We start from the raw sequence: 23145 nt of genomic DNA on the forward strand, positions 1-23145 counted from the left end.
GTTCCTCCGTCCTTCGGCTTCAACTCACCGTGCCGTCGAAGACCTGCAGGGTCTTCAAGTCGCTCGAGAAATCGAGCGCGTAGTCGCCGCCTTCGCGCCCGAGGCCGCTGATCCCGCACCCGCCGAAGGGCGCGGTGAGGTCGCGCACGAGGAAGCAGTTCGTCCAGATGGTCCCGGCCCTGATCGCTTCGCCCATGCGTTCGGCTCGTACGGCCGACGAGGTGTACACGATCGCGGACAGACCGTACGGCGTCGAGTTGGCGAGCGTGATCGCCTCGGCCTCGGTGGAGAAGGCCTGGAACGTGAGCACCGGACCGAAGATCTCGCGCTGGACCACCTCGGAGTCGTTGCCGACCGGCTCGATCAGCGTCGGCTCGTACCACAGCCCGCCCTCTCGCCAGAGCCTCCCGCCGCGCACGATGCGGTCGCCGTTCGCCCGCGCGCGGTCCACGAACCCGGCGACCCGCGCGAGGTGGTCGGGGTGGATGAGCGGCGAGATCGTCGTGGCCGGGTCACGGCTGTCGCCGAGCACGTGGGCGTCGGTATGGCCATGGAACCGATCGAGGAACTCGTCCCTGGCCGCCTCCTGCACGAGCAGGCGGGTGCCCGCCAGGCACACCTGACCGGAGTCGTCGTACATCGCGGCGGCCTTGCGTGCCGCGGCATCGATGTCGGCATCGGCGAACACGACGAAGGGTCCCTTGCCACCAAGCTCGGCGGTGAACGGCACGATGTTGCGGGCGGCCGCGACGCCGATGTGGCGCGCAGTCTCGGGCGAGCCCGTGAAGCTGATCCGCCGGACGCGCGTGTCGCCGACCAGCGCGGCGCCGACCTCCTCGCCGATGCCCTGCACCACGTTGAACACGCCGGGGGGCAGGCCGGCCTCGTCCGCCAGGTCGGCGAGAAGGCTGCACGAGAGCGGCGACCATTCGGCGGGCTTCAACACGACCGTGTTGCCGGCCGCGAGCGCCGGTGCGCACTTCCACGTCGACAGCATGAACGGCGCGTTCCACGGTGTGATCACCACCGTCGGCCCGGCCGGCATCCGCACGACGCGGTTGGCGGTGCCGAACGAGCTCCACACCCGTTCCTCGTACTGCTCGGCGAGGTCGGCGTACGCGCGGAAGTTGCGGGCGCCGCGCGAGAGCACCCGCAGCCGCAGGCTCTCTTCCAGCATCGCCATGTCGAGTGACTCGACCGGGGCGATGCCGGCGACGTTCTCGTCGATCAGGTCGGCCAGCCTCCTCAGCAGTTCGCCGCGGCCGTGGACGCCCATCGCGCTCCAGGCCGGGAACGCGTCGACGGCGGCGTCGACGGCGAGCCCGGCGATCTCGGCATCGCCCCTCGACACCTCGGCGAGCACCACCTGCCAGTCGAGGGGCGTGCGGTCCTCGAACGTCTCGGCCGACGCCACTCGCCGCCCGCCGATGTAGTGGTCGACGGATACCGACGTGCCGCCGACGTCGACGCGCGCGTGCTCGCGCTCGGCAACGGTCATCGCTGCTCCCCGCCGCCATGGCGCGGCCGGATGCGTGGGTACGGCAGCTCGCTCAGCTCTGTCCGGTGTGGCGCGCGCTGGCCGCGCAGCGCCCAGTCGCCGCCGAGCGCGGTCGACAGCACCTCTTCGGTCTCCGTCGGTTGCGCGCCGACCTCGTCGCTCACCGGTGCCGCGGCGACGATCGTGTTCGTCAGCTCGCCGAGTCCTTCGACCTCGACCGTCACCACGTCGCCCGGCACCACCGGGCGGCTGTTCGCCGGAGTGCCGGAGAGGATCACGTCGCCGGGCACGAGGGTGATCAGTCGCGCGATGTCGGCCACGAGGTAGTGCATGTCCCAGGCCATCTCGTCGGTGGATCCGTCCTGGCGCACCTCGCCGTTGACGAGCGTGCGCATCCGCTTCGCGCGATGGTCCCAGCCGCGCACCAGGCCCGGTCCGAGCGGGCACAAGGTGTCGGCCCCCTTCACGCGCAGCATCGAGCCGGAGTCGGTGTCACGGAAATCGTGCAGGCCGAAGTCGTTCGCGATCGTGTAACCGGCGACGTAGTCCGCCGCCTCGCCGTATGCGATGTTCCGGCACGTCCGCCCGATGACGATCGCGACCTCGCCCTCGTAGTTGAGCCACCGACAGTTGCTCGGGCGCACGACGTCGCCGCCGTGAGCGTTCAGCGCGGACACCGGCTTGTGGAAGTAGGTCGGCGCGGGCGGAAGGGAGACGGTGCCGAACTCGTGCACCCTCGACACGTGGTTGAGGTGGCAGCAGACGATCTTGGTGGGCTCCACCGGTGCCAGGTGCACCGCTGCGGCCGCGGGCACAATGCGCCCGTCGGCGGCGACGAGCATGTCTCCGTCGCGGCGTACCTCTGTCGCGGTCCCGCCGAGCAAGATGCGCCGGGTCTCGATCAGCTCGCTCATCGTGTGTCGCTCTCCCCGGGCCCCTTCGACGCCGAACGCTAGCCGCCCCCGTTCCACCCGCCGCCCGGTGGAGCGGCTCCTCACGGGCGCTCGTAGTGCCAGCCGACGGGGCGGCCTTCCTCGTAGGGCATCACCCCGTGGAACGAGCGGCGGTCGGAGTCGAACACCAGCGGCAGGAAGAAACGATCGCCCTCCCACATGTCGAGCTCGGCCGACTCGCGCTCCACGGGATCTTCGCTGCACGCGGCGAGCAGGCGTGGGCGGGGCACCCACTCGAGCGGCCCCTCCGGGTTCGCCGAATGGGGTGTGCCGGTCCAGTGGTCGACGAGGAACACGAAGCCGAGCCAGTCCTCGCCGTTCGGTCCGAAGCCGGGCCACGAGATCGTGCCGCGCAACTCCATCGACGTGACCGCGATCCCCGCCTCCTCGGCCAACTCCCGGCGCATGCAGCCGGCGACGTCCTCGTCACGCTCGAGCTTGCCGCCGAGCCCGTTCCACTTTCCGAACTGCTCGTCGTCGGGGCGACCCGTGCGGTGCACCAAGAGAATTCGGTCGTTCGCGCGATCCCAGACGTAGCAGAGAGTCCCGACGATCGGCGTGTAGGGCATCGTGGCCACGATGCCAGACGCGAGCGTGTCGCGGGACCTTCGACCCTTGGCCGGGCCGCAATGCGGTTCCAGCATGGGCCGAACCATGTCGTCGCCCACTCCCGCCGAGTTGGAGGGCCGGTCGTTGCGGGCTCTGGCCGCTGCACCGGACTCTGCCGTCAGCGCGTACGCGCGCGACGGCGCGGTTCTGCTGCGTGGCCTGCTCACCGACGCCGAGGTCGAACAGCTGCGGCGCGGCATCGACTTCGACATCGCCCATCCGAGTTGGCGGGCGAAGGTGGCGAGCAGGGACGACGACCCGGGCAAGTTCTTCGAGGACTTCTGTACGTGGCAGGAGAACCCGGCCTTCGAGCACATCATCTTCCATTCGCCGCTCGCGGCGACGGCGGCGCGCTTGATGCGCAGCACCACGGTGCGCCTGTTCCACGACCATGTGCTCGTGAAGGAGCCGGGCACGCAGCAGCGCACGCCCTGGCACCAGGACGAGCCGTACTACAACGTCGAGGGGGCGCAGAACATCAGCTTCTGGATCCCCGTCGACCCCGTGCCGCGCGAGTCGACGCTCGAGTTCGTCGCCGGGTCACACCGCGGCCCGTGGATGATGCCCCGATCGTTCCTCGACGACGAGGCGAAGTGGTTCCCCGAGGGAAGCCTGGCCGAACTGCCCGACATCGACGCCGATCGCGGCGCGTTCGACATCCTCGGCTGGGATCTCGAAGTCGGCGACGCGGTCGCCTTCAACATGTTGACCCTCCACGCCGCCGGTGGCGTCCCCGGGGCGCAGCGCCGACGTGTGTTCGGCGTCCGCCTGCTCGGCGACGACATGGTGCACGCGCCGCGTCCGTGGAAGACCTCACCGGAGTTCCCCGGCCTCGCCGACCAGCTTGCCCCAGGGGTGCCGATGGAGCATCGGTTGTTCCCGCTGCTCTGGCCGGGCTGAGCCTGCCCGGTTGACGGTCTGCCGGCCGGCCACGACAATGGCTGTTTGTGCCAGCGACCGCAGATGGGGGGCGCCCGATGGCCACGACCGTCACCAACCGCTACCTGGAGGGCAACTACGCCCCGGTCACGGAGGAGGTCACCGCATTCGACCTCGACGTGATCGGTGAGCTGCCCGAGGAACTTCTCGGGCGCTACCTGCGCAACGGCCCCAACCCGCTCGGCGTCGCCGATCCGGCGACACACCACTGGTTCCTCGGTGACGGCATGGTGCACGGCATCCGCCTGCGTTCCGGGCGCGCCGAGTGGTACCGCAACCGCTACGTGGGTTCGACCCGGCTGAGCGAGACGCGCGGTATGCCCGACATCGAGGGCCGCAACTGGAACTCGAGCCCGTTCGGCCCGAACACCAACGTCGGCGGCTTCGCCGGCACGACGTGGGCGATCGTCGAGGCCGGCGGGTGCCCGGTAGAGCTCGACTACGAGTTGGAGACCGTCGGCCGCAACGACTTCTACGGGACGCTCCCCGGCGCGTTCACTGCCCATCCCAAGGTCGACCCCGACACCGCCGAGTTGCACGCCGTGGCCTACTCCTGGCAGGAGTGGATGGATCACGTGCAGTACATCGTCGTCGGCACCGACGGGCGGGTGAGGCGAACGGTCGACATCGCCCTGCCGGGGATGACGATGCTGCACGACATGTCGCTGACGCGACGCTTCGCCATCGTGTACGACCAGCCGTGCACGGTCGACTTCGACCTCGCGTTCGCCGGGCGCTTCCCGTTCCGCTGGAACCCCGACTACGGCAACCGCCTCGGCCTGTTGCCGCGCGAGGGCGACGCCGACGAGATCACGTGGGTGGACGCCCCGCTCTGCTACTCGTTCCATCCGCTGAACGCCTACGACACCGAAGACGGCAAGGTGGTCGTCGACCTGTGCGTGTACGACACGATGTTCGCCGCCGAGATCCTCGGCCCGTTCGGCGACGGCGTGGGCCGGCTCGAGCGCTGGGTCGTCGACCACGCCGAGCGAACCTGCTCGGTCACCGTGGTCGACGAGCGGTCGAACGAGTTCCCCCGCCACCGCGGCTCGCTGACCGGCAAGGAGCACAGGTACGGCTACTGCGCGTCGCCGTCGGTGACGCCGGGCGAGGGGTGGCCGACCCTGAAGCACGACCTGGCGCGAGGCTCGAGCGAGGTGTTCGACCACGGACCGGGCCGCGCCGGCGGTGAGCCGGTGTTCGTCGGGCGCGAGGGGTCCACGGTCGAAGACGACGGCTGGCTGATGACGTTCGTGCACGATCTCCCGCAGGGAAGGGCCGAGTTCGTGGTCCTCGACGCGCAGGACTTCGGGCGCGGATACGTGGCGCGCGTACCACTGCCCCAGCGAGTGCCGTTCGGGTTCCACGGCAACTGGGTGAGCGACCGCGCCGTCCCTCCTGCCTGAACCGCCCCCTCTCGGCCGGCCTCGCGGCCTGGCGGTGCAGACCCCGACGGGCTTGCGGAAGCACGCCTGGCGTGGAAATATGACTGTTCCGATCAGATTTATGGAATATGTCAGGATTTCCGAGGAGGTCCGCGTGACGAGATTCGCCGCCACGGTTGCCATCGACGCCGACCGCCTCGCCGGTCGGTTCGAGACGTGGTCGGCCCGCGACGTCGTCGCGTGGGGCCTCGGGACCTTCGCGGGACGGATCTGCGTCGCGGCGTCGATGGCCGACACGGTGCTCGTCCACCTCGCGACGACGGTCGATCCCGACGTCGAGGTGGTGTTCCTCGACACCGGCTTTCACTTCTCCGAGACCATCGTCACCCTCCGCCGGGCCCATGCCCGCTACGGGTTCGACCTGCGCGTGGAGCGGCCCGACCCCCAAGCGCCCGACCTGTTCGCGGCCGGCACGGAGGCGTGCTGCGCGGCCCGCAAGAGGACCTTGCTCGACCGGGCGCTGGCCGGCAAGGACGCCTGGATGACGGGCCTGCGCCGCAGCGAGGCGGACACCCGGCGCGCCACGCCGGTGATCTCGGTCGACGGCCGCGGCCTCGTGAAGCTGGCTCCGCTCGCCACATGGAGCGACGACGACGTCGATCGCTACGTGGCCGAGCACGACCTGGTGGTGAACCCGCTCTCGTCCGAGGGCTATCCCTCGATCGGCTGCTGGCCCTGCACGGAGCCGGTCGTGGACGGCGAGGACGCTCGGGCGGGTCGCTGGCGGGGCACCGCCAAGACCGAGTGCGGGCTGCACCTGTAGTCGATGGACGAACTCGTGAAGGACGAACTGGTGACGGACGAACTGGTGAAGGACGAACGCCCCGCCAGCGCACCGAAGTACCCGGTGAACCTCGACGTCGACGGCGTCGCCTGCCTCGTCGTCGGTGGCGGTGAGGTGGCCGCACGCAAGGTGGCCGGCCTGCTCGGCTGCGGGGCCGCGGTCACCGTCGTCGCGCCCGACGCCGTCGCCGAGCTGCGCGAGAACCCGCGGGTCCGCTGGCACCGCAGGGGCTACCGGCGCGGCGAGGTGGCCTCGTACCGGCTGGCCATCTCGGCCACCGGTGACCCCGACGTAGACGCGCAGGTGTCGAACGACGCCCGCGCCGTCGGCGTGCCGGTGAACGTCGCCGACGTACCCGCCCTCTGCACGTTCACCCTGCCCTCCATCCTGCGCCGCGGCGACCTGCAGATCGCGGTGTCCAGTGCGGGGCGCAGCCCGGCCTTCGCCTCGTGGGTGCGCAACCGGATAGAGGCGAACCTGCCGGCGCACCTCGTCGACGTGCTCGAGCTGCTGGCGGAGACCCGCCGGGGGATGCTGGCGGCCGGTCGGCCGACGGAACACCGGGGCTGGTTCATCGCCCTCGACGGCGGCCTCGTCGACCTGGTCGCCGAGGGCCGGACCGCCGATGCGAGGTCGCTGCTGCGCGAGGCGCTGGAGCTGGAGGAGGCGTCGTGACCGTCTACCTGGTCGGAGCGGGCCCGGGTGACCCGGGTCTGCTCACGCTGCGCGGGGCCGAGTTGCTGGGGCGTTGCGACGTCGTCGTCCACGACCGGCTCGTGTCCGACGAGATCCTCGCGATGGTGCCGCCTTGGGCCGAGCGCCTCGACGTCGGCAAGGTGCCGAGTGCGGGCGACACCCAGGCGGCGATCAACGACCTGCTCGTCGACCGCGCCAACAGGTTCGAATGCGTGGTGCGACTGAAGGGCGGAGACCCGCACGTGTTCGGACGCGGCGGGGAAGAGCTCGCTGCCTTGCGCGCCGCCGGCATCGATGCGATCGTCGTGCCCGGTGTGTCGTCGGCTGTGGCCGCGCCGGCGGCGGCGGGGATCCCGCTGACCTCGCGGCACGCTTCGAGCGGCTTCACGGTGGTCACCGCCCACCAGGACCCGGCCAACGACCAGGTGCTCGACTGGGGGGCGCTCGCCCGGCTCGGGACCACGCTCGTCGTGTTGATGGGCGCTGCCCGGGCGCGGTCGATCGCGCTGCGCCTGATCGCCGGCGGGATGGCCGCCGACACCCCGGTCGCCGTCGTCACCGATGCCACCTTGGCCACCCAGCGCGAGCAGCGCATGACGCTCGGCGAGCTCGGCACCGAGCCCGTCGAGAGCCCATCGGTGATCGTCGTCGGCGCGGTGGCCGCGCTCGATCTGCGCCCACACCTTCTCGCACTGACGGAGGACGCCAGATGAACCCCGTGCTACACGACAGAGTCCTCGCGCCGAGCGAGCCAGAGATCGAGGCCGACGCGGCCAAGTTCGAACGGATGCTCGCCGACTTCCGCGCCGGGCGCATCGACGACGACGTCTTCCGCACGTTCCGCCTGGCGAACGGCATCTACGGCCAGCGCCAGGGCGGCGAGAACCACATGGTCCGGGTGAAGGCTCCCTACGGCAGCGCCACCCCGGAGCAGCTGGAGATGCTGGCCCACATCGCCGAGGCGCACTCGCGCGGCTGGGGGCACATCACCACCCGCCAGAACGTGCAGTTCCACTTCGTGCAGCTCGACGAGATCCCGACCGTCATGCGCAAGCTCGGGTCGGTGGGCCTGACCACCCGGGAGGCTTGTGGGGACACGGTGCGCAACGTGCAGGGCTGCCATCTGGCCGGGGCTTGCCCGTACGAGGTGCTCGACATCACCCAGTGGGCCGAGGCCGCGTTCCGCCACTTCCTGCGCAACCCGCTCGGCCAGCGTCTGCCGCGGAAGTTCAAGATCAACTTCTCCGGCTGTGCGACGGACTGCGGGCAGGCGATGTTCAACGACGTCGGCGTCGTCGCCACGACGCGTCTGCGTGACGACGGCACGGTCGAAGCGGGTTTCCGTGTCTATGTCGCCGGTGGACTCGGTGCCAACCCCCATCCGGCGCTGGCCGTCGAGGAGTTCACGAGCCGCGCAGACCTGCTGGCGACGATCGAGGCCGTGCTGCGCGTGTTCGAGCAGACGGGCAACCGCGAGAACCGGATCCGGGCCCGCATGAAGTGGGTCGTCGACACGCTCGGCATCGACGAGGTGCGCCGCCGCGTGCTGGCCGCGCGCCGTCACCTGCCGGCGTCGTCGTCGTGGCCGGAAGGGATCCCGGCCGAGGTGCTGGCCTTCGGCGACGAGCCGGCGGGCGCCGGCGCAGGTGCCTCCACGCCGATCGGGCAGGGCACCCCGGTGACGCTCAGCCGCAAGGACGACTACTCGCGCTGGGTCGACGCCAACGTGGTGCGCGGCGTGGCGAACGGCACCGTCTCCGCGTACGCCTGGGCCGAGCTCGGTGACGTCACGCCCGAGCAGTTCCGCGGGCTCGCCGCGCTCCAGCGTGAGCTCGGGGCCACCGTGCGCCTGACGAACCGCCAGAACATCGTCTTCCGGGGACTCGCCGAGGACCAGCTGGCGGTCCTGTACGAGCGCCTGCGGTCGTTGGCGATGAGCCGCCCCGGTGCCGAGCTGGTCCGTGACGTCGTGTCGTGCCCTGGGGCGGACACCTGCAACCTGTCGATCACCCAGTCCCGCGGCCTGGCCAAGGCGATCGGTGACCGGTTGGAGGAGGAGGGTCTGGCCGAGGTGGGCGGGCTGCGCGTCAACATCTCCGGCTGCATGAACTCGTGTGGGCAGCACCACGTGGCCGACATCGGCTTCTTCGGCGCCGAGCGTCGTGCCCACGGCCGCACCGCACCCGGCTACCAGATGCTGCTCGGTGGTTTCGTCGGTGAGGAGCAGGCCCACTTCGGCGACAAGGCGCTGCGCCTACCGGCGCGCAACGCCCCCGAGGCAGTCGTGCGCGTCGTGCGCCGCTTCGCCGCGGAGCGCGTCGCGGCGGAGTCGTTCCGCGACTGGATGGACAGGGCCGGCGGCGCGAGAGCAATCGCCGTGGGGCTGGCCGACCTCGACCACTTCCCGAGCCCGGAGGAGGCGCCGGAGTACTACGTCGACTTCGACGAGGCGGCCCCGTTCGAGGTGGTGCTCGGCCAGAGTGAGTGTGCGTGAACGCACGCGCCGCGGTCCTCGCCGTGATCGACGCTGCGAACGCGGCCGACCCGAACACCGTGGAATGGGAGGGCCGGCGCCGGCCGCGTGCGCAGCTGCAGGGTGAGCTGGCCTCGGCATGGCTGGCGCGGCTGCGCGGCGACGCATCCGACGCCCTGGCATACGCGGTGCGTGCCCATCACATCCGTCGCTGGACCGTCGAGCGCGACGACTACCCGGCGGGGCGCAGCGGGTACCTGCGCTGGCGCCACGCTCTGAAGCAGGTGCACGCCGACGCGCTCGGCGAGGTGCTCGCGCCGCTCGGGCTGCCCGCCGCGTCGGTCGGCCGGGCTCGCCAGCTGGTGTCGCGGGCTGGCCTGGGAACCGACCCCGAGGCACAGACGGTGGAGGACTGCGCCTGCTTGGTCTTCCTGCAGACCCAGTACGCCGAGCTGTTGGAGCGGATCGTCGACGACGACCGGGCCGAGGTCATCGTGCGCAAGACCCTCGCCAAGATGAGCCCAGCCGCAATCGCGCTGGCCGGCGAGGTGCCCGTCGGCGACCGGGGGGCGGCACTGCTCGCCCGCTCAACCGCCCTGCCCTAGCGCTGCGGCGGGGCTCACCTCACTCCGGCCGCGCTCGCGATCCACCGCCGGCTGCGGACCCGACGGTTGTTGAACGCCGCGCGAGTGCAGATCCACAGCAGCAGCCCGGCCCACACCGCCGGCAGGCCGAGCGATGGCCACAAGCGCACGGCGACGAACACGGGAAGCGACACGGCGAACGCCATCGTCGTCTGCCAGCGCAGGTTCGCGAAGTCGTTCGCCCCCATGAGCACACCGTCCAGTACGAACGTGAAGGCACCAGGGAGCTGCATCGCCCCCAGCCCGAGCATGGCGACGGTGGCCGCGTCCTGCACGCTGGCATCGGGCGAGAACACCGCCGGCAGCACCGGCGCGAGGACGAGCGCGGCGCCGGTGAGGACCACTCCCGAGCGCCATCCCCAGCCGTACATGTGCTCGACGACGTCCACGGCCTGCGCCTCGTCCTGCGCGCCGAGCGCATGCCCGACGAGCGCGGTGCCCGCAACCTTGAACATGTCGACGCCGATCGCGAGGAAGAGGAAGAGCTGTAGCGCCACCTGGTGGCCGGCGAGCGCGTCGGTGCCCACCGCGGAGGCGGCGTAGGTTGACATCGCGAGCGCGAGGAGCAAGAAGCCGGTGCGCTGCACCAGGTGCCCGCCGACCTTCAGCACCTCCCACATCACGGAGCGGTCCACGCTCAGCCGGTGGAGGCCGTCGGCCCGCAGGCGGGGGACGACGATCGCGAGCATCACCACCCCGGCGACGGCCTGCGCGAGCACGGTGCCCCAGGCACTGCCGGCGATGCCGAGGTCGAGGCCGAACACCAGCACGAGCTCGACGACCAGGTTGAGCACGTTCGCCGCGATGGCGACGTAGAACGGCCGCTTGGTGTCCGGGAGGCCGTACAGGTACCCGATCGAGGCGATGGTGACGAAGTGCAGGGGCAGGCCGATCGCGCTGATGCGCAGGTAGGTCGTGGCCGCGTCGATGGCGGCAGGGTCGTCGCCGAGCAGCGACGCGAAGGCATGGGCGCCGAACGCGACGAGCATCGCGACCCCGCTGCCGATCGCGATCGACAACCACAACGCCTGCAGTGCGTCGACGGCGCCGCCGGCCCGGTCGCCACGTCCGCGGCGGACGGCGACGCGCACGGTGGTGCCGTACGACAAGAAGTTGAACACCCACACGAGGGTGTTGAGCACGACCGCGGCCAGCGCCAGCCCGGCGAGCGGGGTCTCGCCGAGCCGGCCGACGATCGCGGTGTCCGTCAGCACGTACAGCGGCTCGACCAGCAAGGAGCCGAGCGCGGGGACCGCGATGGCGAGGATGCGGCGGTCGAGGTCGTCGAGGCGCCAGCTCGGCAGGCTCAGACCGGGGCCTCGCACTGGAGCCGCGGGCTGCGTGGTGCGGGCAGGTGGTCGTGCATGTCGGCGACCAGGTCGTCGCGCAGCGCGCGCACCGCCGGATCGTCGAAGCGGTTGGCGCGCTGGAGCGGGTCGTCGGTGAGCGAGTACAGCTCACCCTCGGAGCCGTCGTGCAGGGTGCCGGGCAGGCACGTGGTGCATACCCATCCGTCTCGGCAGATCGAGCGCAGCCGCACGACCTTGTCGAACACGACGCTGTCCCATTCGGTGAGCACCCGTTCGTGGCCCAGCGCGGCGGCGTCAGCGTCCGACGTCGGCAATCGCGGCGCTTCCACGTAGCTCGGCGCGGGCAGGCCGGCGATCGCGCAGAACGTCGCCGCGAGGGACACCAGCCCGACCGGTGCGCTGACGACGGCGGGCGCGACGCCGGCCGTCGGCGCAGGCCGCCACACGAGCGGCAGGCGCATCAGAGCGTCGACGTGGTAGGGACCCTTGAACAGCAGGCCGAAGTCGCCCTGCAGCTCACCGTGGTCGGTCGTCGCGATCACGTCCAGGTCGGCTCCCCAACCGCGCCGCTCGACGGCGCCGAGGATGCGCCCGAGCGCCTCGTCGATCATCTCGTTCTCGATGTGGGCGAGCGCGTTGACCTCGCGCACCTGGTCGTCGGTCAGTGTCGAGGGAACCCAGGTGGCCGGCGCCTCGTAGTTGGAGACGAAGGTGCCGTCGTACCACTGCCGCCACTGGCGAGGCTTGGCGTCGAGGATCGCCTCGCGCTCGGCCCGGTCGGCGGGGTATCCGGCGGGCAGGTCGAGCTGGCGCCAGTCCACCCGGTGGAGCTCGCTCGCCGGCGGGTCCCAGGGGTGATGGGGATCGGGGAAGCTGACCCAGCAGAACCAGTCCTCGTCGTCGTCCAACGAGTCGAGCCAGGCGATGGCGCGGTCGGCGACCCAGTCGGTGTGGTACCACTCGCGCCGAATGGCGCTCGGGCTCACCTGGGGCGCGCCGGTGTCGCCCCCACCGGCGCCGTTCACCCGTAGTGCGGCATCGAGCACGGGGTAGTACATGCCGACGGCCTCCGGATGCTCACGCTGCAGCCACTGGGAGTAGTGCAGGGGCCCGTTGGCGGTGTGCGTGGCGAACTCGAGGTGCTCGAAGCCGCGGTGGGGCACCGGGCGGCCGTCGGCGTCGGGATGATGCGCGGTGAAGGCCCCCTCGCGGCCGAGGCGGTTCTCCGTGAAGCGCCCGAAGGGGTCGAGGAAGGGCTCGAAGTGGGCCTTGCCGACGAGCGCGGTGCGGTAGCCGGCGACCCACAGCCGCTCGGCGACGCTCGGCGCGTCGATGGGCAGCGGCACTCCGTTCATCCACACCCCGTGGGTGCTGACGTGCTGTCCGGTGAGCATGGTCGCTCGCGACGGCATGCACACCACGCTCTGCGGATGGGCGCGCTCGAACCTGACCCCGCTCGCGGCGAGCGCGTCGACGACGGGTGTGCGCGCGACGGCACCACCGTTGCAGCCGAGCGCGTCGTAGCGCTGCTGGTCGGTGGTGACGAAGAGGATCTTGCGTCCCATGCTTTCCTTCCTGTCGGCGCGCCTGCGGGCCGGTTGTCGGGCCTAGGTGGCCAGCACGTCGCGTTCGAAGCGTTCCTTCAGCCGGGCGAGGCCGGCCGCCGCGGCCCCGGCGACGACGAGTGCCATCGCGTCGGGCTCCATGTCGGTGGAGTAGACGACCGTGCAGCGGCGCGGTCCGTCCTCGATCACGTCGAGGGTGCCGAGGTGCGCGGTGATCAGCGGGTTGCCGACGATGCGGTACTGGAACCGGCGCTGGTCGTGGTCGTGGGTGACGATCTCTTCGTGGAAGCTGATCCCGGTCGCGAGCGTCACCGTTCTCGTCGCGGGGCCGGTCATCGGGCTCTCTGCAACCGGGAACCACTCGGCCAGCCGGCCCGGGTCGCCCGCGAACGCCCACACCGCGTCGGCGCCGGCGTCGATGTGCACATGCCGGCGGACGCTCCCCACAACCGCGGAGAGTACTTCACGCTCGGCGAGGTGCTCCGAGCGGGGTAGGGGCGGAACTACCGGCTACGGTCGCCGCGACATGGGGATGTCGTACCGCGGCGGGGGGGCCGATCGGTTCCGCACTTTGCTCGGCCAGCTCGCGCCTGCCGTCGGGCTCGTCGCCGTGCAGCTCGTCTGGTTCGGCATGCCGCTCGGGGCGTGGATCCGCGGCGTGGTGATCGGCCTGCTCACCGCGCTGCTGGCGGTGGGCATGGCCCTCGTCTACAGAGCGAACCGGGTGGTGAACTTCGCGCAGGCCGACCTCGGGTTCGTGCCCACGTCCCTTGCCGTCGGGCTGATCGTGTTCAGCGGCTGGCCCTACCTCGCCGGGCTCGGCATCGGCTTCGTCGCCGCGCTCGTCCTCGGCGCGGTGGTCGAGCTCGCGCTCGTGCGCCGCTTCGCGCGTGCGTCCCGGCTGGTGCTCACGGTGGCCACGATCGGCATCACGCAGCTGCTCGCCGTGCTCGCGGTGCTCCTGCCGCGCCTCTGGGACCAGAACGCGGCTTCGCAGCGCATTCCCCCGCCGCTCGACTGGAAGCTCACGATCGGCACGTTCATCCTGTCGGCGAACGACCTGATCGCGCTCATCGTCGCGCCGCTGGCGATGGTCGCCGTCGCCGTGTTCCTCGGTGCCACCCGCGTCGGTACCGCGGTGCGCGCCGCGGCGGAGCGCAGCGAGCGGGCCGAGATGCTCGGCATCCCTGTCACCTGGCTGTCCACCATCGTGTGGTCGATCGCCGCGGGGCTCTCGTTCCTGGCCCTGTTCCTGCGCGCCGGCATCCTCGGCGTGCCGCTCGGTTCGGCGCTCAGCCTGACGACATTGGTGCTGGCCCTCGCCGCACTCGTCATCGGACGCCTGCGCCACCTGCCGACCGTGGCGACGGCGGCGGTGGCACTCGGCGTGCTCGAGTACGGAGTGGCGTGGAACGCGTCGAGCCCGCTGCTCGTCACCCCCATCGTCGGCGCCGCGGTGCTCGCCGCGCTGTTGCTGCAGCGCCGTCGCACGACACGTGCCGACCAGGACGAGCTCGCGTCGTGGCGCCTGGCCGACGAGGTGCGCCCGCTCACCGACGAGGCGCGGGCACTGCCGCTCGTGCGCCTGCTGCGCGTCGGAGTGGCCGTGCTGCTCGTGGCCGCCGTCGCCGCCGTACCGCTGCTGCTGCGCACCGACCAGGTCATCAAGGCCACCGCGATCGTGGTGTTCGCCGTGGTCGGGGTGTCGCTCGTGGTGCTCACCGGTTGGGCCGGCCAGATCTCGCTCGGCCAGGTCGCGTTCGTCGCCCTCGGCGCCGCGGCCAGCGCCAAGTGCACCGCCACCTGGAACCTGGACCTGACGCTCGCCTTGGTGGTGGGGGGCGCGGTCGGTGCCGTCGCCGCCTTCGTCGTCGGCCTTCCGGCCCTGCGACTGCGCGGTCTCTATCTCGCCGTGACGACGCTCGTGTTCGCCCTCGCGATCTCGACTTGGCTGCTGAACGACCGCTTCTTCGATTGGATACCGAACCAACGCATCGAGCGCCCGCCGCTCTTCGGCCGGATCGACGTCGATTCGCCGCGCAGCTACTACGTGTACTCCGTCGTCGTCCTCGGGCTGGTCCTCGTCGGTCTGCGCGGCGTCAGGCGCAGCAGGACCGGGCGCGCGATCGTCGCCCTCCGCGAGAACGAGCGCGCCGCCCAGAGCTACTCGGTGTCGGCCGTGCCGGTGAAGCTCACCGCGTTCACCATCTCGGGTGCCGTGGCGGGCGTCGCCGGCGGGCTCTACGTGCACCTGACGCGCAGCTTCGACCTGGCCAGCTACGGGGCGGGGGAGAGCCTCGACGTGTTCACCGCGGCAGTGGTCGGCGGCCTCGGCTCGTTGTTCGGCGGAGTGCTCGGTGCCGTGTACCTCCGCGGCACGCAGTGGTTCATCACCGCCTCGGAGTGGCGGTTCCTGTCCTCGGCGGTCGGCGTGCTGCTGGTGCTGATGATCCTGCCGGGCGGCCTCGGCAGCCTCGTCGTGCGCCTACGTGACCGGGTGGTGGCTCTCGTGACGGCAAGGGCCGAGCAGTGAGCTCGCCGACGCTGTTGCGACGCTTCGGGCGGGGAGTGGCGCATCCGATGGAGTGGCTGCGCGGGGTGTGCGGGGGCGAGTCCGCGTTCCCGCTCGTCGTGCTGTTCGGCCTGAACGCCGTCGACGAACTGGACCGCACCGCGTTCGGGATCCTGCTCCCCGAGATCCGCGATCACTTCGGCATCGACATCACGACGGCGCTGTCCCTCGTCGCGCTGTCCGCCATCGCGGCACTCGCGCTGCAGGTGCCCATCGCGCAGTTCGCCGACCGCTCACGGCGGGTGCCGCTCGCGATGATCGGGGCGCTCGTGTGGGCGGGCTTCTCCGGGCTCACCGGCCTGGCCACCGGCCTGATCGTGCTGACGGTGGCGCGCAGCGGATCTTCGCTCGGCAAGGCGGTGATCGACCCGACGCACAACTCGCTGCTCGCCGACTACTACCCGATCGAGGCACGGGCGCGCGTGTACAGCACGCACCGCGCGGCGAACGCGGTCGGCGCATTCGTCGGCCCGCTCAGTGCGGGGCTCCTCGCCTACGCGTTCGGGTGGCGGGCGCCGTTCCTGATCTTCGTCATCCCCACCATCGTGTTCGCGGTGCTCGCGCTGCGGCTGCACGAACCGATCCGGGGGCGTTGGGAGCGCCAGGCGGCCGGCGCCGCCCAAGGGGTGATCGACACCGAGGAGACGGCGCCCTCGTTCGGCGAGAGCTGGCGGACCGTGCACAAGGTGCGCTCCCTGCATCGCATCTGGTGGAGCCTGCCCTTCCTCGCCACCGCGCTCATCGGGTTCGTCACGCTCGCCTCGTTGCTGTACGAGCAGGAGTTCGGGCTCGACGAGCGTGCCCGTGGTGTGGCGGCAGCCGTCGCCGAGCCGTTCCAGCTCGTCGGGCTCGTCGTCGGTGCCCGCATCGCCACCAGGCGCTTCATCGGCAACGTGAAGGGCCTGCTCCGCTTCCTCGCCACCGTCGCTCTCGGCACCTCGGTGGCCTCGGTGCTGTTCGCGCTCGCGCCGAACGTCGTTCTCGCCGTGGCACTGAACTGCGTCATCTCGGCGGCGCTCGCGATGATCGGGCCCGGCATCCTCGCCTCGTTGTCGCTCGCCATCCCTCCGCGGGCACGGGCGACCGGTTTCTCGGTGGCGTCGCTCTGGGTGATCCCCGGCCTCTTGATCCTGCCGTTCATCGGCTGGGTGGCCGACACCTGGAGCATCCGCGTCGGGATGCTCGCGATGCTGCCGATGTTCGTGATCGGCAGCATCGTGTTGCGCAGCGTCGGCGACGTGATCGACGGCGACATCGCCCAGGTGTGGCAGTCGGCCGCGGCGCGCGCCGAGGTGCTGTACGAGCGCCGGCAGGGCAAGACCAGCCTCTTGCTGCTGCGCGGGGTGGTGTCCGGGTACGACGACCGTCGGGTGCTGCACGGCGTAGACCTGCACCTCGACGAGGGCGAGATCGTCGCCCTGCTCGGCACGAACGGGGCGGGCAAGTCGACGCTGTTGAAGACGATCAGCGGGATCGTCGAAGCCGACCGGGGAGCGATCGTGTTCGACGGTCGCGACATCACCCACGCCCCTCCGAACGAGATCGCTGCGCTCGGCGTGGCGCAGCTGCCGGGCGGTCAGGGCGTCTTCGGCTCGCTGAGCGTGCGCGAGAACCTCGAGCTCGCCGGGTGGACCCGGCGTCGTGACCCCGCGGGCGTCGCCGCCGCGACGACCGAGATGCTCGAGCTGTTCCCGGTGCTCGCCGAGCGCATGGACTCTCCTGCGGCCAACCTGTCCGGCGGCCAGCAGCAGATGCTCGCGCTGGCGATGAGCTTCGTGATGCGTCCTCGTGTGCTGCTGATCGACGAGCTGTCGCTCGGGTTGGCCCCGGTCATCGTCGGCCAGCTGCTGCCGATCGTGCGGCGATTGGCCGACGACGGGGTCACGGTCGTGCTCGTGGAGCAGAGCGTCAACGTGGCGCTGACCATCGCCGACCGGGCGTACTTCTTGGAGCGGGGCGAGATCCTCTTCAGCGGCTCCGCGGCCGGGCTGCTCGAGCGCCCCGACCTGCTGCGCTCGGTGTTCTTGTCCGGCGCCGCTGCGGGCTCGGCCGACGGCGAGGCCCAGGCCACGGCGAATGGCGATGGTGCCCATGGCCCGCCCGAAGCGGATGCCAGGGTCGAACCGGCGGCGCTGGCGATCAGAGACCTGGCGGTGAGCTTCGGCGGGATCCGGGCGGTGGACGGGGTCGACTTCGACATCGCGGAGCGGGAGATCGTCGGCGTCATCGGCCCCAACGGGGCGGGCAAGACGACGGTGTTCGACCTGATCTCGGGCTTCACCCCGGCAGACCAGGGCACCGTCGAGCTGAACGGCCAGGACGTGACCGCGCTCGGACCGTCCGGACGGGCCGCGGCCGGCCTCGGCCGGTCGTTCCAGGACGCCCGGCTGTTCCCTGAGCTGACGGTCGCCGAGACGCTCGCGATCTCCCTCGAGCGTTTCGTGGGCAATCGCAGCGCCCTCGTCGCCGCGCTTCACCTGCCGATGGCGTTCGAGTCCGAGGAACGGGTCGCGGCTCGGGTCGACGAGCTGTTGGAGCTGATGGGACTCGGCGACCACCGGCACTCGTTCGTACGTGAGCTCTCGACGGGCACGCGCCGCGTCCTCGACATCGCGTGCCTCGTCGCGCACCGGCCGTCGGTGGTCCTGCTCGACGAGCCGAGCTCGGGCATCGCCCAACGAGAGGTGGAGGCGTTGGCGCCGGTGGTGCGGCGCCTGCGTGACGAGATGGGCGCTGCGCTCGTCATCGTCGAGCACGACATCCCGTTCGTGTCGTCGGTGTCGGACCGCCTGATCGCGCTCGACCAGGGTCGGGTGGTGACGAGTGGCCACCCGGCCGACGTGCTCGTCCATCCGGGTGTCGTCGAGTCCTACCTGGGCACCTCGGGTGCCGCCATCGCCCGGTCGGGAGAGACCGGCGCAAGCCTCACAACCGTCAGCAGAGGGGAGTAGTCCGTGCAACCAGCAAGCTCGGGCGGCGGAGCGACGAAGTCGCGATCGCTGCGCAAATGGGGACCCGTCGCCGCGCTCGTCGCGGTGGCCGCAGTGGTCATCGGGGTGATCGTCGTCGCCGGCGGCGGTGACGACGACGGCGCCGACTCCACAGGGGCCCCGGTCACGACGACAGGGCCGGCGGACACCGACGCGCCGGACACCGGAGCACCGGACACGAGTGCACCCGACAGTGCACCCGACACGGGAGCACCCGACACCGGCTCCCCGCCGGTCACCGGTGGGGGAGAGGTGACGTTCCCGCTCTCGTTCTCCGAGGCGCAGGATCAGGGCATCGAAGTGGCCTGGGACGAACGGTGCAACACCGAGACGGGCTATCTCGCCGTGCGCGACTTCTTCGCGCCGGAGTGCTACGCCCCCTTCGAGGGGGACAACGGCGGTGCGACCGCGCCAGGTGTCACGGCCGACTCGATCAAGATCGTGCTGTACCAGGGCCCCGAGGAAGACCCGATCATCAACTACATCACCGACGCCATCGCGGTGGAGGACACCAACCAGCAGCAGGCCGACACGGTCCGCGGCATGCTCGAGTACTACGACGTGTTCTACGAGTGGTACGGGCGCAAGGTCGACCTCGTCGTCTACGAGAGCACCGGGATCGCGAACGACGAGGTGACCGCGCGTGCCGACGCGATCGCGATCGCCGAGATGGAGCCCTTCGCCGTGCTCGACGGCCCGGATCTGACGCCCGCCTTCGCCGACGAGCTCGCGGCCAACGGGGTGCTGTGCGTGTCGTGCACGCCAGGGCAGGCAGACAGCTGGTACGCCGAACGCGACCCCTACGTGTGGGGGCTTGCCATCGGCGCCCGGCAGGCCCGTGCCCACGCACGCGAGATGGTCGCGAAGCAGCTCGTCGGTAAGAACGCCGAACACGCCGGCGACCCGGCGTTCCAGGAGACACCGCGCAAGTTCGGCGTCGTCTACATCGAATCCGGCGGCGACTCGAAAGACGTCACCGACGAGTTTGTCGCGGGACTGCGCGACGACGGAGCCGACATCGCCGAGGTGCTCCCGTACCAGCTCGACCCCGCGACGATCCAGGCGAGCGCGGCCCAGATCATTGCCAAGCTGAAGGCGTCCGGGGTGACGTCGGTGCTCTTCATCGGTGACCCGATCGCGCCGCGTGACTTCACGCGCGAGGCGACCGCGCAGGAGTACTTCCCCGAGTGGATCCTCGCCGCGGCACCGCTCGCCGACATCACCGCGTTTGCCCGTACCTACGATCAGCAGCAATGGGCGCACGCGTTCGGCGTCACGCAAGTGGCGGCGCGGTTGATGCCGGAGATCAGCGGCTACTACGCGCTGTACCAGTGGTTCCACGGCGAGCCGCCGCCCGCGAAGGACACGATCGGCGTGGTCGTACCGCCGATGGCCACGATGGCCGCGGTGCTGCAGATCACCGGCCCGAACCTGACCGCTCAGAACTGGCGGGACGCGTTGTACGGACGCGAGACGCTCCACGCGATCAGCGCCCCGTTCCTCAGCTGGGGCGAGAATCTTTGGCCCGACCCCGATTACAGCGGCGTCGACGACTCCACCATGATCTGGTGGGACCCGACGGTGGAGGGGCCAGACGAGATCCGCCGTGACGGCGTCGGCATGTACCAGTACGTCGACGGCGGCACCCGCTACCTGCCCGGCGAATGGCCGACCGAGGAGCGCTACTTCGATCCCGAGGGGGCGGTGACGATCTACGAGGAGCCGCCGCCCGGCGAGGAACCGCCCGACTACCCGAGCCCGGCGGGGTAGCCCCCCGACGACTTCCGCGTCGACTGGTCCCTGGCACACCGGCTGCTCATGCCGGCAGGGACCAGTCGATCGGGGTGCGCCCGGCCGCGACGAGGGCCGCGTTCGCGCGGGAGAACGGCCGCGACCCGAAGAACCCGTTGTGGGCCGACAACGGCGACGGATGCGCAGACTCGATCACCACGTGCCGCGCGGTGTCGACCAGTGTCCTCTTACGGCGGGCGTTGGCGCCCCAGAGCACGAACACCACCCGCTCCGGCTTGGCGCTGACGGCGCGGATCACCTCGTCGGTGAACTGCTCCCAACCCTTGCCGTGGTGCGATGCCGCCTGACCGGCGCGCACCGTGAGCGTGGCATTCAGCAGCAGCACTCCTTGGCGAGCCCAGTGCTCGAGGTTGCCGTGCGCCGGGGGCTCGATGCCGAGGTCGTCGTGCAGCTCACGGTAGATGTTCGCGAGCGATGGTGGGACGGCGGTGCCGCGGCGCACCGAGAAGCACAGCCCATGTGCCTGTCCCGCACCGTGGTACGGGTCCTGGCCGAGGATCAGCACCTTCGTCTCGGCGTACGAGGTGAGGTGCAGCGCGGCGAACACCTCGTCGGGCGCCGGGTACACGAGGTGCCGGCTGCGCTCCTCGGCGACGAAGCCCGCCAGCTCGGCGTAGTAGGGCTTTTCGAGCTCGGCCCGCAGCACCGGGTTCCAGTCCGTCCTCGCCATCGCAAGGCCCATGCTCGCGCCTTCGCGCGCCGAGGTTCAGCCGGGGCCGCTGTTGTCGTCGTCTTCGCTGTCGTCGTCGCCGCCGTGGTGGCCGTTGTCGTCGTCGCTGTCGTCGTCGTTGTCGCCGCCGTGGTGGCCGCTGTCGTCGTCGGAGTCGTCGCTGTCGTCGCCGCCGTGGTGGCCGCTGTCGTCGTCGGAGTCGGGCGTGGTCCCGGTGCCGGGTGTGGTGCTGTCCGGGCTGGTGCCGTCGGGGGCGGTGCTGTCGGGGGCGGTGCTGTCGGGGGCGGTGCCGTCGGGTGCAGTGCTGTCAGGGCTGGTGCTGTCGGGGCTGGTGTTGTCGGGGATGGTGCCGTCGGGTGTGGTGGCGTCGGGGCTCGTGCTGTCGGGGGCGGTGCCGTTGGGGCTGGTGCCGTTGGGGCTGGTGCCGTCGGGGCTGGTGCTGTTGGGGCTGGTGCTGTCGGGGGCGGTGCCCTCCGGGGTGCTGGAACCCGGTGTGCTCGACCCCGGTGCGCTCGAATCCGGCGACGTATCGGCGACGACCGTTTGGTCGGAAGGGCTGTCCTCGCCGCGAGGCCCTTCGTCGGCCTCGCGGGCGGCGACGAGCCCCGCCGTGCCGAGCACGGCCGCGGCGCTGACGGCGACGGCGAGGGTGAGGCGGCGTGAGCCCGAGGTGAGCGTGCTGACGACGTTGCGCATCGGTGTTCTCCTGGCTGTTGGTGGGTGACTTCCGCATGACACGACGCCGGCGAGCAGCGGGTTTGGCGACCGGGAGGATTGTTCGCCGACCGGCGCCGTCGGAGGAGCCCCTAGTCGTTGCCCGACGAGCTGTCGTTGCAGCTCCTCACCACGTCGGCGCCGGCGATCTCGAACTCGATCTCCGAGCTCCCGTCGTCGGCTTCGAACTTCACCCGGATCCGGTCGGGGTCGACATCGTCTCCGGAGTGGGCGTACCCGGGTGCAGGGCTCACCCCGGTGAGCGCCAGGGTGTCGCCGGAGCGCCGCACCGTGGCGCTGCCCCCGGCGCAGGTGTGCGAGTAGGACTGCGCAGTCGGGGTCGTCGTGGCGGTCGTGGTCGGCGCAGCCGTCGCGGGTGGCTGCGTGGGCGCGGCCGTCGCCGGGGGCTGGGTGGACGGTGGCTGCGTGGGCGGCGGTGAAGTGGCCGCGTTGGACGGGAGCGTCGGCAGAGACGTCGTACCGCCGCCCGGCACCGAGCTGTTCGACGTGGCGGTGCCGTCGACGACGCCGGGCACCGTCGTGGCGCCGGCGAGATCGCTCGTCGTCGGCCCGGTGGTCCCGGGTGACGAATTCGCCGATTCCTCGGTGCCCGGTGTGCCCACCTGCGTCGTGGACGCGCCGCTGCTGTCCACCGTGATCGGTTCGGCAGGTCCCAGGCGCCTGCCCTCGTCGTTGGTCGACACGCTGAAAGCGACCAGGCCGACCAGGCAGGCGGTGCCGGCGCCGAGGACGATGGCCGCCGCGCGGCGCTGCCGCGCGCGCTTCACGCGCCCGAGAACGCTCCGGTAGGCGACGTCGCTGTCCGGCTCGGGGCCGCTCGCGGCGCCCAACATGCGGGAAAGGTGGGGGTCGTCGTGGTCGTGCATCAGTGGTCTCGCTGGTTCTGCTCGTCCGGGGAGCGCAGGGAGCCGTCGGGTTCGACGCGCCCGCGCAGTCGCTCACGTGCTTGGTGCAGGTGGTACTTCACCGCGCCCTCCGAGAGCTCGAGGGTGGCGGCGGTCTCGGCCACGCTCAGCCCGTCGACGTAGTAGAGCGCCACGGTAAGCCGCTGCTGGCGGGGTAGGTCGGCCAGCAGAGTCCTGAGCAGCCCGTCGTGGCCCGGCTCGTGCTCGGCGACGGTGCTCTCCGCCCCGGCTCCGAGGCGCTCCACGGCTCGGTCCTTGCGGATCCGCCGACGGTTGTCGTCACGCAGCTTGTTGATCGCCACCCGGCGGATCCACCCGACGGGGTCGTCGTAGTGCTGCAGCTTGCGCCACCGGAGGTGGGCCTTCACGAACGCCTCCTGCACGGCATCGGCTGCTCCGTCGGCGTCGCCGCAGACGAGGGTCAGCGCCCGCACGAGACGCCCGTAGTGGGCGCGAAAGAGCGAGGCGAGATCGACCGTGGCCCGGTCGGGCACCAGGTGGATCTCGTCGCGGCTCATCGGGTGGTTCGTGACATCGAGGACAGC

20 protein-coding genes are annotated in these 23145 nt (G+C 71.1%); 10 read left to right on the top strand and 10 right to left on the bottom strand.

The features are described 5' to 3' along the window. Positions 1-19 precede the first annotated feature (19 nt). The 3 genes from IPM43_10535 to IPM43_10545 all read right to left on the bottom strand — a co-directional run bounded on the left by IPM43_10535 (position 20) and on the right by IPM43_10545 (position 3020). A complete protein-coding gene (locus IPM43_10535; protein ID QQS23859.1) occupies positions 20-1498 on the bottom strand; it encodes an aldehyde dehydrogenase in 1479 nt (492 codons plus the stop codon). Further along, entirely contained in the window at positions 1495-2403 is a 909-nt protein-coding gene (locus IPM43_10540) for a fumarylacetoacetate hydrolase family protein (GenBank protein ID QQS26431.1), read from the bottom strand. Before IPM43_10540 ends, IPM43_10535 begins: the two co-directional genes overlap by 4 nt. 89 nt (positions 2404-2492) lie before the next feature. Next, positions 2493-3020, bottom strand: coding sequence for an 8-oxo-dGTP diphosphatase (locus IPM43_10545; GenBank protein ID QQS26432.1), 528 nt, complete (start codon positions 3018-3020; stop codon positions 2493-2495). Positions 3021-3105: 85 nt separating this feature from the next. Between IPM43_10545 and IPM43_10550 the strand changes: the two genes are divergently transcribed. The 7 genes from IPM43_10550 to IPM43_10580 all read left to right on the top strand — a co-directional run bounded on the left by IPM43_10550 (position 3106) and on the right by IPM43_10580 (position 10002). Next, positions 3106-3960: a phytanoyl-CoA dioxygenase family protein gene (locus IPM43_10550; GenBank protein QQS23860.1), complete on the top strand. Its 855-nt coding sequence runs from the start codon at positions 3106-3108 to the stop codon at positions 3958-3960. A 77-nt stretch (positions 3961-4037) separates the two neighbouring features. Beyond that, the gene (locus IPM43_10555; protein ID QQS23861.1) at positions 4038-5405 is read left to right on the top strand and encodes a carotenoid oxygenase family protein; all 1368 of its coding nucleotides are present in this window, start codon (positions 4038-4040) and stop codon (positions 5403-5405) included. A gap of 79 nt (positions 5406-5484) precedes the next feature. Beyond that, positions 5485-6207: a phosphoadenylyl-sulfate reductase gene (locus IPM43_10560; GenBank protein QQS23862.1), complete on the top strand. Its 723-nt coding sequence runs from the start codon at positions 5485-5487 to the stop codon at positions 6205-6207. A 3-nt stretch (positions 6208-6210) separates the two neighbouring features. After that, on the top strand, positions 6211-6903 hold the full coding sequence (locus tag IPM43_10565) for a bifunctional precorrin-2 dehydrogenase/sirohydrochlorin ferrochelatase (GenBank protein QQS23863.1): 693 nt from the start codon (positions 6211-6213) through the stop codon (positions 6901-6903). After that, positions 6900-7637: a uroporphyrinogen-III C-methyltransferase gene (cobA, locus tag IPM43_10570; protein ID QQS23864.1), complete on the top strand. Its 738-nt coding sequence runs from the start codon at positions 6900-6902 to the stop codon at positions 7635-7637. The genes IPM43_10565 and cobA overlap by 4 nt, the downstream gene beginning before the upstream one ends. Further along, on the top strand, positions 7634-9418 hold the full coding sequence (locus IPM43_10575) for a nitrite/sulfite reductase (protein QQS23865.1): 1785 nt from the start codon (positions 7634-7636) through the stop codon (positions 9416-9418). The genes cobA and IPM43_10575 overlap by 4 nt, the downstream gene beginning before the upstream one ends. Next, positions 9415-10002: a DUF4202 domain-containing protein gene (locus IPM43_10580; GenBank protein ID QQS23866.1), complete on the top strand. Its 588-nt coding sequence runs from the start codon at positions 9415-9417 to the stop codon at positions 10000-10002. The genes IPM43_10575 and IPM43_10580 overlap by 4 nt, the downstream gene beginning before the upstream one ends. 14 nt (positions 10003-10016) lie before the next feature. On the opposite strand, the gene IPM43_10585 is transcribed toward IPM43_10580, so the two are convergent. From IPM43_10585 to IPM43_10595, 3 genes are read right to left on the bottom strand one after another with little or no spacing between them, the layout of a single operon-like run. Then, complete coding sequence (locus IPM43_10585; protein QQS23867.1) at positions 10017-11366, bottom strand: MATE family efflux transporter; 1350 nt, start codon at positions 11364-11366, stop codon at positions 10017-10019. Next, positions 11348-12916: a sulfatase-like hydrolase/transferase gene (locus IPM43_10590; protein QQS23868.1), complete on the bottom strand. Its 1569-nt coding sequence runs from the start codon at positions 12914-12916 to the stop codon at positions 11348-11350. Before IPM43_10590 ends, IPM43_10585 begins: the two co-directional genes overlap by 19 nt. Positions 12917-12958: 42 nt before the next feature. Next, complete coding sequence (locus IPM43_10595; GenBank protein ID QQS23869.1) at positions 12959-13363, bottom strand: SRPBCC family protein; 405 nt, start codon at positions 13361-13363, stop codon at positions 12959-12961. A 79-nt stretch (positions 13364-13442) separates the two neighbouring features. On the opposite strand from IPM43_10595, the gene IPM43_10600 reads away from it, so the two are divergent. Genes IPM43_10600 through IPM43_10610 form a run of 3 tightly spaced genes read left to right on the top strand, consistent with a single transcriptional unit; the run spans position 13443 to position 20248 of the window. Next, complete coding sequence (locus IPM43_10600; GenBank protein ID QQS23870.1) at positions 13443-15449, top strand: ABC transporter permease; 2007 nt, start codon at positions 13443-13445, stop codon at positions 15447-15449. Further along, complete coding sequence (locus tag IPM43_10605) at positions 15446-18439, top strand: MFS transporter (protein ID QQS23871.1); 2994 nt, start codon at positions 15446-15448, stop codon at positions 18437-18439. Before IPM43_10600 ends, IPM43_10605 begins: the two co-directional genes overlap by 4 nt. A gap of 3 nt (positions 18440-18442) precedes the next feature. Further along, positions 18443-20248, top strand: coding sequence for a hypothetical protein (locus tag IPM43_10610; GenBank protein QQS23872.1), 1806 nt, complete (start codon positions 18443-18445; stop codon positions 20246-20248). A 46-nt stretch (positions 20249-20294) separates the two neighbouring features. Here IPM43_10610 and IPM43_10615 read toward each other — a convergent pair whose 3' ends face one another. The 4 genes from IPM43_10615 to IPM43_10630 all read right to left on the bottom strand — a co-directional run bounded on the left by IPM43_10615 (position 20295) and on the right by IPM43_10630 (position 23118). Then, the gene (locus tag IPM43_10615; GenBank protein QQS23873.1) at positions 20295-20972 is read right to left on the bottom strand and encodes a uracil-DNA glycosylase; all 678 of its coding nucleotides are present in this window, start codon (positions 20970-20972) and stop codon (positions 20295-20297) included. A gap of 24 nt (positions 20973-20996) precedes the next feature. After that, positions 20997-21656 carry a hypothetical protein gene (locus IPM43_10620; GenBank protein ID QQS23874.1) on the bottom strand — a complete coding sequence of 220 codons (660 nt, stop codon included), beginning with the start codon at positions 21654-21656 and terminating at the stop codon, positions 20997-20999. Between the two features lie 110 nt (positions 21657-21766). Then, complete coding sequence (locus IPM43_10625) at positions 21767-22561, bottom strand: hypothetical protein (protein QQS23875.1); 795 nt, start codon at positions 22559-22561, stop codon at positions 21767-21769. Continuing rightward, positions 22561-23118, bottom strand: coding sequence for a sigma-70 family RNA polymerase sigma factor (locus IPM43_10630; GenBank protein QQS23876.1), 558 nt, complete (start codon positions 23116-23118; stop codon positions 22561-22563). The genes IPM43_10625 and IPM43_10630 overlap by 1 nt, the downstream gene beginning before the upstream one ends. Positions 23119-23145 lie beyond the last annotated feature (27 nt).

This window comes from Actinomycetota bacterium (genome assembly GCA_016700055.1).
Lineage (GTDB): Bacteria > Actinomycetota > Acidimicrobiia > Acidimicrobiales > Ilumatobacteraceae > Kalu-18.